Source organism: Microbispora hainanensis (assembly GCF_006874475.1).
GTDB classification, from domain to species: domain Bacteria; phylum Actinomycetota; class Actinomycetes; order Streptosporangiales; family Streptosporangiaceae; genus Microbispora; species Microbispora hainanensis.
In genome coordinates, this window is sequence record NZ_VIRM01000018.1 from 93,163 (window position 1) to 105,022 (window position 11,860).

13 protein-coding genes are annotated in these 11,860 nt (G+C 72.8%); 9 read left to right on the forward strand and 4 right to left on the reverse strand.

The genetic code is table 11. The features are described from left to right. Window positions 1-9: 9 nt before the first annotated feature. Entirely contained in the window at window positions 10-2,508 is a 2,499-nt protein-coding gene (locus tag FLX08_RS40675; RefSeq protein WP_167530457.1) for a DUF6185 family protein, read from the reverse strand. Window positions 2,509-2,596: 88 nt separating this feature from the next. Continuing rightward, the gene (locus FLX08_RS16910) at window positions 2,597-3,553 is read right to left on the reverse strand and encodes a lytic transglycosylase domain-containing protein (RefSeq protein ID WP_142619815.1); all 957 of its coding nucleotides are present in this window, start codon (window positions 3,551-3,553) and stop codon (window positions 2,597-2,599) included. 167 nt (window positions 3,554-3,720) lie between these two features. Between FLX08_RS16910 and FLX08_RS16915 the strand changes: the two genes are divergently transcribed. From FLX08_RS16915 to FLX08_RS16925, 4 genes are all read left to right on the forward strand, one after another. After that, complete coding sequence (locus tag FLX08_RS16915) at window positions 3,721-4,833, forward strand: HesA/MoeB/ThiF family protein (protein WP_142619816.1); 1,113 nt, start codon at window positions 3,721-3,723, stop codon at window positions 4,831-4,833. 99 nt (window positions 4,834-4,932) lie between these two features. Continuing rightward, window positions 4,933-5,058 carry a hypothetical protein gene (locus FLX08_RS42945; RefSeq protein ID WP_280117107.1) on the forward strand — a complete coding sequence of 42 codons (126 nt, stop codon included), beginning with the start codon at window positions 4,933-4,935 and terminating at the stop codon, window positions 5,056-5,058. Between the two features lie 94 nt (window positions 5,059-5,152). After that, the gene (locus FLX08_RS16920) at window positions 5,153-5,824 is read left to right on the forward strand and encodes a DUF6879 family protein (protein WP_142619817.1); all 672 of its coding nucleotides are present in this window, start codon (window positions 5,153-5,155) and stop codon (window positions 5,822-5,824) included. 40 nt (window positions 5,825-5,864) lie between these two features. After that, a complete protein-coding gene (locus FLX08_RS16925; RefSeq protein WP_208761508.1) occupies window positions 5,865-7,079 on the forward strand; it encodes a hypothetical protein in 1,215 nt (404 codons plus the stop codon). Here the strand turns inward: FLX08_RS16925 and FLX08_RS16930 are convergent. After that, window positions 7,064-7,948 carry an NAD-dependent epimerase/dehydratase family protein gene (locus FLX08_RS16930; protein ID WP_142619819.1) on the reverse strand — a complete coding sequence of 295 codons (885 nt, stop codon included), beginning with the start codon at window positions 7,946-7,948 and terminating at the stop codon, window positions 7,064-7,066. The genes FLX08_RS16925 and FLX08_RS16930 overlap by 16 nt on opposite strands. Window positions 7,949-8,108: 160 nt before the next feature. Between FLX08_RS16930 and FLX08_RS16935 the strand changes: the two genes are divergently transcribed. From FLX08_RS16935 to FLX08_RS16950, 4 genes are all read left to right on the forward strand, one after another. Continuing rightward, window positions 8,109-8,975 (forward strand): helix-turn-helix transcriptional regulator, encoded by an 867-nt coding sequence (locus FLX08_RS16935; protein WP_142619820.1) that lies wholly within the window; start codon window positions 8,109-8,111, stop codon window positions 8,973-8,975. 123 nt (window positions 8,976-9,098) lie between these two features. Next, window positions 9,099-9,527: a hypothetical protein gene (locus FLX08_RS16940; protein WP_142619821.1), complete on the forward strand. Its 429-nt coding sequence runs from the start codon at window positions 9,099-9,101 to the stop codon at window positions 9,525-9,527. Continuing rightward, window positions 9,521-9,754, forward strand: coding sequence for a helix-turn-helix transcriptional regulator (locus tag FLX08_RS16945; RefSeq protein ID WP_142619822.1), 234 nt, complete (start codon window positions 9,521-9,523; stop codon window positions 9,752-9,754). Before FLX08_RS16940 ends, FLX08_RS16945 begins: the two co-directional genes overlap by 7 nt. Then, window positions 9,751-10,743 (forward strand): NAD(P)-dependent alcohol dehydrogenase, encoded by a 993-nt coding sequence (locus FLX08_RS16950; RefSeq protein ID WP_142619823.1) that lies wholly within the window; start codon window positions 9,751-9,753, stop codon window positions 10,741-10,743. Before FLX08_RS16945 ends, FLX08_RS16950 begins: the two co-directional genes overlap by 4 nt. Before the next feature lie 28 nt (window positions 10,744-10,771). Here FLX08_RS16950 and FLX08_RS16955 read toward each other — a convergent pair whose 3' ends face one another. Continuing rightward, window positions 10,772-11,173, reverse strand: a complete 402-nt coding sequence (locus FLX08_RS16955; protein WP_142619824.1) for a nuclear transport factor 2 family protein — start codon at window positions 11,171-11,173, stop codon at window positions 10,772-10,774. A gap of 109 nt (window positions 11,174-11,282) precedes the next feature. Between FLX08_RS16955 and FLX08_RS16960 the strand changes: the two genes are divergently transcribed. After that, complete coding sequence (locus FLX08_RS16960; RefSeq protein WP_142619825.1) at window positions 11,283-11,855, forward strand: TetR/AcrR family transcriptional regulator; 573 nt, start codon at window positions 11,283-11,285, stop codon at window positions 11,853-11,855. Window positions 11,856-11,860: the final 5 nt, after the last annotated feature.

Sequence of the window (11,860 nt, forward strand, 5' to 3'; positions counted from 1 at the left end):
GGTGCGTCCTCACCTGTCCGTCCGGCCCAGGAGCACCTGCGCGTCGGCGCCGATCGGCGTCTGGGCCGAGGTGTCCACCTGCGAGGTGATGTCGATGCCGTTCCTGAGCTGACTCCACAGGCCGAGGATGGCCGCCGTCTGCGCGACGATGAGCGCGACCCCGCTGCCCGCCGTACCGAGCCGGTAGACGACGGCCACCGGGGTGAGCCGCGACGCGAGACCGCCCGGGCGGGTCTGGAGGGTCCGCGCGTCCATGAGGACGGCCACGACGGTCAGCACCAGGAACAGCAGCAGCACCCGCACGAGCGAGCCGCGCACGGGGGCCTGGCCGATGACGTTGTTCAGCATGGCGTGGGCCCCCGTCGCCGCGGCGTACGCGAGGACCGGCACGACCCCCTTGAGATAGCCGCGCCTGCCGGGCAGGCGGCGCCACAGCGCGCCCAGCACGAAGCCCGCGACCGGCCAGATCAGCAGCCCGCCGATCAGGTCGCCGGCCAGGCCGTAGAACCCGTTGGGGTCGCCGAGCCGGTCGAGCCAGCCGTCGTGCCCCCGGCTGTCGGTGCTCCACGTGGCCCAGATCAGGAACACGGCGGCGGGCGCGCCCACGTAGGACGCGTATCGGGCGGCGAGCCGCGCGTTCGCCCACCACGTCACGCCCGGGCCGCGCGACAGCGCGACGTCGAGCGGGCTGAGCCCGTCCTCCCTGCCGGGGTCGAGGCCGATCTCCATGCGGAGGCCGCGGATGCGGTCGACGACCGGCCCGAGCTCCTTGGTGTGTTCCTCGTCGTCGAGCTCCCCCGCCGCCCAGCGCCGCCGCAGCCCCTTCTCCCGCTGCTCCAGGTCGCGATACTCGTCCACGATCATCGCGAGCCTGCGGCGGGACACGCCCGGGTCGGCCACCTCGGCCCGCCGCGTCAGCCGCAGCAGCAGGGGCAGGGGCAGCGCGGCCAGCCCCACGAGCCCGGCCAGCGGAAAGGGCATCCCCGCGTACGTGTTGAGCCACCTGATCGTGCCCACGACGAACAGGAACACCAGGAGCGACAGGGTGGACGGCGCGACGGAGTCCGTACGCCGCCCGTGCAGGCGGAGCAGCAGCAGAAGCAGGAGCACCACCAGCGGCCACATCAGATAGGCGAGGCCGCGCAGCAGGAAGAAGGGCGACATCGCCGTGACCGGCACGAAGCCCGAGGTCCGCAGGCCGGCGACGACCGCGTGGGCCACGTAGGCGAGGGCGAGCAGCGCGAGGCCGGGGACGCTCCAGCACAGCAGGACGCGCACGGCGCGCGGCGTCCGGCCCCGGACGCGGGCGGCCCGGGCCGCGATGGCCCACGCCGCCCCGGTGAGCAGCAGCGCCGTGACGACCGACGGCGCGACCCACAGGGCGTCCGACGGCGGGTCGCCGAAGAGCCGGGCGGCCAGGAGCGCCAGCCCGCCCACGACGGCGAGCGCCACGCCGGCGAACACCGGGCCGGCGAACACCGGGCCGGCGAACACCGGGCCGGCGAACAGGGGGGGCCTCCACCGGAGCCCGGTGCGCGCCGGCCTCCACACCGCCAGGCACAACGGCACCGCCACCACGAGGATCGCCAGCATGTCCGGCACGTGGAACACGCCGGCCAGGAAGAGCGTGCCGGTCAGCGCGCCCACGGCCAGCAGTGTCTCCGTCGCCGTGATCATCGCCAGGGCGCCGAGGGCGATCCGGATCAGGAGGCGCTCGTCCCGGTCGCCGGAACGCCGATAGAGCACCACGAGCAGCCCGGCCAGCAGCAGGTAGGGCAGCGCGAAGCCCAGGTAGGTCGCGACCATGAGCGCGTCCTGCCCCCGCAGCTCGCTCCAGCGCTGGAACGCCGACCGCGCCGACAGCGGCACGGCGACCTCGACCCGCGGTGCGGCGGTGGCGTCGCGCCAGACGTAGACGCCGCCGGGGAGCACCTCCGACGGCAGGGGCGTCACGGTGCGGGCCCGGGACTCCGGCGTCTTGACGACCACGGTCCGCCATCGCGCCCCGGCCAGCCCGGGCGGCAGGTCCCCGGGCGTGGGCAGCAGCGCCACGAACCGGGTGTCGCCGGACGTACGGCTCGACCACAGCCCGGCCGGCTCCCCCCACTCGGTGTGGTACAGCTCCAGCGGGGTCTCCTGGGTGACCTGGACCACGACGTCGGCGCCGTCGTCCGGCATCGTGACGCTCGGCGTGCCACCGTCCGCGCCGTTCGCGCCGGACGGCAGCAGGCAGCCGACGGCGCGCCCGTCGCCGAGCAGGGCGGCGGCCCCCGGCCAGTCGCGCGGGACGCCGACGCGCGTCGTGCTCGTCATCACGGGGGTGTCGTGGCCGCGTTCCGCGACGGCCACCGACGTCTCCACCCACGACGAGCGGGGAGGCCCGAACCCGCAGGACGTGTCGTCCGCGAGCGCCGGGCGCGGGCTCAGCGCGCACAGACCGAGCACCACCAGGATGAGCAGCGCAACCGCGATGGGCCTTGTTCCGGCATTCGTCGTCCGCCGCCGCACAACCGACCTCCCGTACGCGATCGCTCCCGAAGGGTGAGTCGCGCGAAAGGCCGGAACGGTTACGGATCTCCGCCTGCCAGGCCTCTCGTCAGGGACCGGTCAGACGGCGCTCGCCCTTCGGGGTGATCACGTAGACCTGCCAGGTGTAGTAGGCGTAGTAGTTCCTGATGTCCCGCTTCATCTGGCGTGCGTGCAGCAGGACCGCGTCCACGTACGCGTTGGAGTGGTTGTAGGCGTACAGCGCGCGCCGATAGTCGCCGGGGGCGCCCGACGCGTGGAGGTAGTTGGCCGCGCCGAGCAGAGCGTCGCCCGTGTCGTCGATGTCGCCGCCCATGCCGTACGCCTTCCAGGTGCCCGGCATGAACTGCATCGGGCCCTTGGCGCCCACGTAGCTCGGCGAGCGCACCCGCCCGAACTTGGTCTCCACGAGCATCACCGCCGCCAGCACCTCCCAGTCGACGCCGAACCGGCGTTCGGCGCGCCGGAAGGCGGCGAGCAGGGCGTCGGCGGGCTCGGCCGGCCTGATCTTGATCTTGATGGGCCCGCTGACGGGGTGGGCGAGGGAGAGCAGGTCGCGGATGGCCGTCACGTTGTCGCGCGCCCGCGCGGCCGTGTCCTTCGGCAGCTTGGCGTAGGTGCGGGACGCGACCCCGGGATTGCGGGCGAGATAGCGGTAGACGCGCTGCTCGTACAGGGACAGCAGGACCACCGGCTCGGGCGCCTCCCCCTTCGCGGGGTCGCCCGTACGTCTCCAGTCGTCGATCGCGTCACGCAGCCGCCCCACCGTGTGGGCGAGGGCGTCGGCCAGTCGCTTGGGGTCCTTGGGGATCGCCGCGTCCGGCCCGGGCAGGTCCCCTGCCGACGGTTCCGGGCTCGCGAAGGACCGTTCCGGCGCGGTCGGGGTCACGCGCTCGCGGGGAGCGGCCGAGGCGGCCTCGCCCGCCGCGCCCGCGCATCCCGAGAGCGGGACGACGACGACGGCGAGCACGGCGGCCAGGAGCGTACGGCGCGGCGGCAGCAGGTTCACGGCAGGCTGATCGTTCATCGTCACCAACGTATTCCCAGCGGTGACGATCCATGTCCTCTTCACCGGGATGCGACGCCCGTTGTGAGAAAGTGTTTTACGGCCGACCCATTTTTCCCCTCCGCGGAATTCGGTGTTGACTAGCACACTTATCGCCCACTAATCGTCGTCACGTGCGACTCCCCCGCGTGAAATTCGAACACCGACCGCACCGATACGAGGACGGCACCATTCGCATCGGCGGCGAGATTTACGGGATCGCCGCCGAAATCGCGGACCCGGACGGCTGGGTGTGGACGGCCCTCACTCTGATGGACGGCACCCGTTCTCGCGAGGAGATCGCCGAACGGCTGCGCCTGGCCCATCCGGAGCTGCCGGACGCGACGTCGGTCGTCGAGGAACTGGCGGCCACCCGATATGTGGAGGACGCCGCGGCGGCGGCGCCCGCCGGGCTGAGCGAGCGCGAGCTCGACCGCTACAGCAGGAACCACGCGTTCTTCCGCACCGTCGACGCCGTCCCGCGCGCCCACGGCTGGGAGGTCCAGGTGCGGCTGAAGGCCGCGCGGGTCGTGGTGCTCGGCCTGGGCGGCACGGGCTGCCACGCGGCCTGGGCCCTCGCCGCCGTCGGCGTCGGCACGATCCACTGCGTGGATCCCGACCTGGTGGAGCTGTCCAACCTCAACCGCCAGGTGCTGTACGGCGAGGCCGACGTGGGGCGCCCGAAGGCGGAGGCGGCCGTCGACCGGCTCAGGAGCGTCAACTCCGACATCACGGTCACCGGCGAACGCCGCCGCATCGGCAGCAGGCGCGAGCTGGACGAGCTCATCGCCGGGTATGACGCGCTCGCCCTCTGCGCGGACCAGCCCACGGGGCACGGCCTCAGGGTGTGGGCCAACCGCGCCTGCGCCGCAGCGAACATCCCCTGGGCCGGTGGCGGATACAGCGGACCGCTGGTCACCGTCGGGTGTTTCGCGCCGGGTGCGGGCGCCTGCTACGAGTGCCTGAGCAGCGGCGAGGAGGCGCGGCGCCGTCCCGGCACGCCGGTGAACCTCGGCGGGCCCGGCGTGATCGCCACCTCGGCGGGCGTGTCCGGCCAGCTCGTCGCCCACGCGCTGCTGGGGCTGCTGACCGGGGTGCCCGTGCCGCCGGTCGGCACCATCCAGGGCGTCAACCTGATCGCCGCGGACCACCACGTGTGGGTCCGGCATCCGCCGCGCCCCGGCTGCCCGGTGTGCGGGACCCGGGCCATCGGCCCGGCACACAAATCGACGCGGGAAATGACCGAAAAAGACGCCCACTGAATAAAGAGACAGAGGTCTTGACCGCTCCGGTCAACAGACGAATCATGAACGCGTTCTCTCGAGAACATCCATGTTCTCTCCCCTCCAGAGAGGAATCGGATGAACACGAACGAGCACGAGACCGAACCCGTCGACGAGGCGGCCGCACCACCGAAGACGAAGATCACCATTCGGCTTCTCGACAAGATCGAGACCACGACCAGCAGCAACAGCGTCGGCAACTGACGAAGTGCCGGCCGCGGCGTACGGGGTGCCGCGTGGCCCCTCGCGCGCCGCGGCCGGTGCGAGCCCGCACACGCCGTAGCCCAGGGAGGGAAGGGTGGCACACGCCGGAGACGTCTTCGACGACATACGGCAGGCCGAGGCGCCGGTGCTGTCCGCCGACGCCTACCAGGCCGAGTTCGCCGAAGAGTTCGAGCGGTCCACCGAGGGGGTGTGGAAGCTCGAACGCGCGCAGGAGTTCTTCGAACCCGACGTGGCGAGCTGGCGGGCGATGATGGCGGGCGAATGGGAGCGGTCGCTCGCCATGCTCGACGAGCTGCGGGAGGCCCTCGCCGGCTACTACCGGACCCGGCCCCAGGCTCACCGGGTCCGCGTCGTGGAGACGCCGTTCACCCCCTATCTCCAGTGGGAGCTCAACGTCCTGGCCGTGCGGGCCGCGGCGGGCGAGCGCCCCCGGGCGCTCCACGCCGACGCCGTACGGGAGCTGGAGCGCGACGGGCCGCTGCCCGAGATCGTCGTGCTCGGCTCCTCGCTGCTCTACGAGGTGCTGTACGACGAGATCGGCGGCCACGTGGGCGCGCGGAGGATCACCGATTCCCGCCTCGTCGGCCGCTGCCTGGCCGCGATCAAGGAGCTTTACGGCCGGGCGGAGGACATGCGGACCTACGTCGAGCGAGAGGTCGCCCCGCTGCCGCCGCCCACGATCTCCGGACGTACGCGCGAGCTCCTGCCCCGCTTCTCCCACCACACCGGGACCTTCCGCCCCTGACACCGGCCGTACGCCGTGGAGCCCACGTCTGGAGGTCACGGTGACCCAGGACTCCGGTGAGACGAGGGCCCGCGCCGAGGTCCGGCTGCGCGACCTCGCGTTCCGCCGGGACGGCGACCAATGGATCGTCGGCCGTCCCGGCGGCGAGGACTTCGTCGCCGTGCCGTACGAGGGGATGCGGGCCATCCGGCTGCTGTCGGCGGGCGCCACGGTCGAGGAGACCGAACGGCGGCTGCACGCCGAGACAGGCGTCCACCTCGACGTCCGCGGTTTTGTCCGCGTCCTCGGCGAGCTCGGCTTCCTCGACGAGCCCGGCGGTCCGGTCGCCCTCCCCCGGCGTCCGACCTTCCCCTGGCTGCGCCCCGAGCACGTGCGGTGGACGCTGCACCCGCTGGTCCACCTGCTGGTCGCGGTCCTGGTCGCCGCCGGAATCGTGACGGCGGTCGCGCGCCGGGACACGCTGCCGGGCTGGCACGACCTGCTGTGGAACGCGCACGGCACGCTCGTGCTCGCCTCGCAGATCGCGGCCGGCTGGACGTTGATCTTCCTGCACGAGACGGCCCACCTGTCCACCGCCAGGGCCGCCGGGGTGCCGGGCAGGATCCGGCTCGGCACCCGGCTGCAGTTCCTGGCCGTCCAGACCGTGGTGTCCGGCGTGTGGCTGGCCGAGCGGCGCGTCCGCCTGACCGTCTACCTCGCCGGAATGGCCGTGGACGCCGCGGCCTGCTCGGCCGCGCTCCTGCTGACCGCCGCTGTGGGGCGCCATCCCGCGCTGTCGCTGGTCGCGCTGACCTCGCTCACCATGCTGGCCACGCAGTTCCTGGTGTTCATGCGCACCGACGTCTACTTCCTGCTCCAGGATCTGAGCGGGTGCCGCAACATGTACGGCGACGCCTCCGCCTACGTCCGCCACCTGGCGCTGCGGTCGCTGCGCCGTCCTTCCCCGGACCCGCTGGCCGGGCTGCCGCGCCGGGAGCGCCGCAGCCTCCGGGCGTACGCCGCGCTGCTGGTCGTGGGCACCACGGCCTGCCTGGGGGTGGCGTTCGCGGTTACGGGGCCGGCGACGCTGACACTGCTCGGCCGGGCCGCGAACACGCTGATCGCCCCCGCGGATCCGCTCGCCGCGCTGGACGCCGCGGCGGTGCTGCTGTCCGTGGTCGCGTTCCAGGCGGTCTGGGCGCGGGCGTGGTGGCGCAGGCACGGCCCCCGCGTACGGCGCGCGCTGCGCCGGCGAGCCGGTCAGGACCCCGCGTAGGAGCCGGTGGTCAGCTCCTCGATCAGCCCGGGGCCCGCGGGGGACCAGCCGTACAGGCGGCGGGCGCGCGAGGCGTCCAGCGGCGACGAACGGGTGAGCGTGGCGGCGAGCGGCCCCATCGCGGCGGTTCCCTGCTCCAGCGTGAGCGACACGGCCTGGGCGCCGGTCAGGGCGGCGGCGGCCTCGGCGATCCGCCGCATCGGGGTCCGCTCGGCCGACGCGGCGTTGACGACGGCACCCGGCCCGCCGTGCTCCAGCGCGGCGACGTACAGCGCCGCGAGGTCGTCGACGTGCACCGACGACCACTCGTTGGCGCCATCGCCGATGTAGGGCACCATCCCGTTCTGCCTGCCGGCGCCGATGAGCCCCTGGAGCAGGCCCGACCCGCCGCGCCCGTAGACCAGCGCCGCCCGGATCACCGTGCCCGCCACGTGGCCGGCGTCGAGGACCTGCCGCTCGCCGAGGACCTTGTAGGGCTGGGGCGACGTCTCGGGGGCGACGGGGTGGTCCTCGTCCACGGTCGCGCCCTGCCGGTCGGGGTAGACCAGGCCCGTGCTGGTGTAGACGAACCGGCCGCCCGCGTTCAGGCCGTCCAGCAGCGCCGCGAGGGCGTCGCGCTCGATGTCGCCCATCTCGGGATCGGTGTAGTCGACGGCGGTGTGCACGACGGCCTCGGCCGCCGCGGCGGCGCCGCGCAGGGCGGCGAGGTCGCGCAGGCTTCCGGACACCGCCTTGGCGCCCAGCGCTTCGACCCGCTCCCGGGCCCGGCCGGACCGGGCCAGGGCGACCACCTCGTGCCCGGCCCTGACGAGGTGCTCGGCCACGGCTCCGCCGACGTAGCCGCTCGCACCCGTGATGAGAACGCGCATGATCACATGCCTTCCGTGAGGTCGTGACCGGCGGCGCGTCACGCGTCAGCCGCCGGTCGATGCCATCCCCACCGTCGCCTGCGCCGTCCGGCACAACCAGGGACCAGGAGTCCGTGGCTGCGCGGTCCGCGCGGCCTTTTTCCGACGTACCGTCGCAGGTATGGACAAGCACGGCCTGGCGACGTTCCTGCGCGGCAAGCGTGAGCAGGTCGGTCCCGCCGACGTCGGCCTGCCCGAGGGACGCCGCCGCCGCACGCCCGGCCTGCGGCGCGAGGAGGTCGCCCAGCTCGCGTACATCTCGGTGGACCACTACGCGCGGCTGGAGCAGGCGCGGGGCAGGCACCCGTCGCGGCGCGTGCTCGACGCCATCGCCCGCGCCCTCCGCCTGTCGGACCAGGAACGGGCCCACCTGTTCGACCTGGCCGGGGAGCGGGAGGAGAGCCGGTCTCCCGAGCCCGTACGCGAGGTGCGGCCGAGCACGATGCAACTGGTCAACCGGCTGACCGACGCCGCCGCGATCGTCGTGGACGACACCTGCCGGGTGCTGGCCTGGAACCCGCTGGCCGCGGCGCTGTTCGAGGACTTCTCCGCGCTGGCGGGTCAGGAGCGCAACGTCATCCGGCGCTACTTCCTGCACCCCGACCCCGAGCGGCGGCACTACGGCATGGGCGTCTCGGAGCGGTTCGTCGTCACGGCGGTCAGCTATCTGCGCGTCGCCCTCACCCGCTATCCCGGCAGCCCCGAGCTGAAGAGCCTGGTCGGCGAGCTGCTGGCCGGGAGCGGCGACTTCGCCCGCCTGTGGAACTCCCAGCGGTTCCACATCGAGCGGCACCTGCACCACACCGTACGGCACCCGCGCGCCGGGCAGATCGAGCTGGACTACGACGTGCTGACCGTGCCCGACCAGGAGCAGCAGGTGGTCATCTTCACCGCCGAGCCCGGGTCTCCCGCGTACGAGTCCCTGCAGTTCCTCAAGGTCGTCGGCGCCGAACAGGTGGGCGCCGAGCAGGTGGCCGCCGAAGCCTGACCCCGCCCGCGATGCCGCGGCGCGCGGCGCCGCGCGATGCGGTGTAAAAAGTTCTGTACATCAAGTCAAAGACAGATTACCTTGAAGGTGTCAAAGATTTTGTACACCCGAAGGGAATCGATCATGACTCACGAGGAGAAGCGCGCCTGGATCCGGCTGATCGTCGCCGTGATCGCCTACACCGCGTACGTCGTCGCCATCCTCAGACGGGCGGACGGAGGCCCGTTACCCGACGTGCCGTACGCCGCCGCCCTGCTGTGGACGATCGGCGGGGCGATCGCCGCGGCGATCCTGGCCGAGATCGGGATGGCGATCGTCAACCCGCGGGCATCGCGCGTGATCGACGCCCGCGACAGGGAGATCGGACGGTTCGGCGACTACACCGGCCAGGCGTTCGTCGCCATCGGCGCGGTCGCGGCGATGCTCATGGCCGTGGCCGAGTGGGACAGGTTCTGGATCGCCAACGTGATCTACCTCTTCTTCGTCCTGTCGGCGGTCCTCGGCGACGTCACCAAGATCATTCTCTATCGCAGGAGCGTTCCGACGTGGTGAAGCCCACCCATGTGACGAACCGCATCCGCGTGCTGCGGTTCGCCCACGACGAGATGACCCAGGCCGAGCTCGCCGAGCGCATCGGCGTGACCAGGCAGACCGTCATCGCCATCGAACAAGGGCGTTACTCGCCGTCTCTGGAGATGGCGTTCCGGATCGCCCGGGTGTTCGGTGTCCCGCTCGACGACGTGTTCCAGTATCCCGACCTCCCCGAGGAGACGAAGTGAAGGCCATCGTCCAGGACACGTACGGCCCGGCCGACGTGCTCGAACTGCGTGACGTCGACCGCCCCCCGATCGGCGACGAGGACGTGCTCGTCGAGGTCCGCGCCGCCGCCGTCGACCCCGGCGTGTGGGTCCTCATGACCGGCCGGCCCTACCTCGTGCGCGTTGCGGGCTTCGGAATGCGCCGGCCCAAGGTCAAGGTCCGGGGCCGCGACCTGGCCGGGGTGGTGACGGCCGTCGGCGCCCGCGTCACCCGCTTCCGGCCCGGTCAGGAGGTGTACGGCACCTGCGAGAGCGGCTCGTACGCCGAATACGCGAGCGCGCGGCAGAGCAGGCTCGCGCCGAAGCCGGCGGGCCTCACCTTCGAGCAGGCCGCCGCGGTGCCGGTCTCCGGCATGACGGCGCTGCAGGCCGTCCGCGGCGTCGCCCGCGTCCGGCCGGGCCAGCGGGTGCTGGTGATCGGCGCGTCGGGAGGCGTGGGGTCGTTCGCCGTCCAGCTCGCCAAGGCGGCCGGCGCGAGCGTCACCGGCGTGTGCTCGGCGGCGAACGCCGGGCTCGTGCGATCGCTCGGAGCCGACGACGTCATCGACTACGCCCGCGAGGAGATCGACCGCGACGGCGCACGTTATGACGTCGTCGTCGACACCGCGGGCAACCGGCCGCTGTCCCTGCTGCGCCGCGTCCTGACCCCGCGCGGGACCCTGGCGATCGTCGGGGGCGGCCATGTGGCATACCGCTTCACCGGAGGCATGGGACGCACCTTCCGGGCGCCGCTGCTGTCGATGGTCACGGGGTCGATGTTCAGGGGGCAGCGGCTGCGCCCGGTGATGTCCAGGGATCGCGCCGATCACCTGGAGGAGCTCACGCGGCTCATCGAGTCGGGCGCCGTCACCCCCGCGGTCGACCGCGCCTATCCCCTGGGCCAGGCGCCCGACGCGATCCGCCACCTCATGGAAGGCCACCCCGCCGGCAAGGTCGTCGTCACCGTCTGACCCCTCAAGGAGTGCCTCAAGGAGTCCCTCAAGGAGTCAGGGGCATCCGGCGGGCGCGGACGACGCGACGGCTGATCCGCCAGCCATGGTCGCCGCGCACGAGCGTGTCCTCGTAGGTCACGCTGCCCGTGGTCCCGTCGGCGTTGACCCCGAGGCCCTTCGAGATCGCTCGCGCCCCGCCGTCCGCCGCCTCGGTGACGACGATGTTGGTCACGTGATGGGCGACCGGGTTCCCCGCGCCCAGGGCGAGCGCGGCGTCGCGCAGCGCCGCGAGCCCGACGATCACTCCGCCACCGAGATCACCGACGTCGTAGACCACGTCGGGCACGAACACCTCGCGCAGGCCGTCGAAGTCCCCGCCGTCCGTGAGATGGCCGTGCAGGTTGATCAGGTCCGCGATGGCCGCGCGGTCGTCGGCAGTCAGGGTCATCGTCCTCCGCCGTTCCGTCCAAGTGGGGAGCTCCCCGGTCAGGGCTGTTACCCCAAACGGGGAACTCCCCAGATAGCAAGAGAGCGGATAGCAAGAGAAGGGAGTGCGGATGACATCGCACGATCCTGAGCCCGCGCCCCCCGGCCGTACGCGCAGGGCGGACGCCTCGCGCAACGCCGCACTGCTGCTCGCCGCCGCACGCGAGCTCGTCGCGGAGTCGGGGCCGGAGGTCGCGCTGGACGAGGTGGCGCGGCGGGCCGGCGTCGGCAACGCCACCCTGTATCGGCACTTCCCCACCCGCGCCGACCTGCTCGTCGCCGTGTACGCGGACGAGGTGGCGGAGTTGTGCCGCCCGTGCGCCGGCCCGTCCCCGGCCGACGCGCTCTTCTCCTGGCTGGACGCGTTCGTCGTGCACGTCGCGACGAAGCGGCCGCTCGCCTTAGCGGCCACGGAAGGTCCCACCGGCCGTCGCAGCGCGTTGTTCGACCAGTGGCACGCCTCGATCCGCGCCACCGCATCCGACCTGCTGCGGCGGGCGCAGGACGCCGGAGCCGTACGGCCCGGCGTCACCGTGACCGACCTGCTGGCCCTCGCCGGCGGCGCGGCACTCACCGGAACCGACGTGGCCCACGCCCGGCGGCTCACCGCGCTCCTGCGCAGCGGCCTGGAAGCCGGCGACTGAGGGTT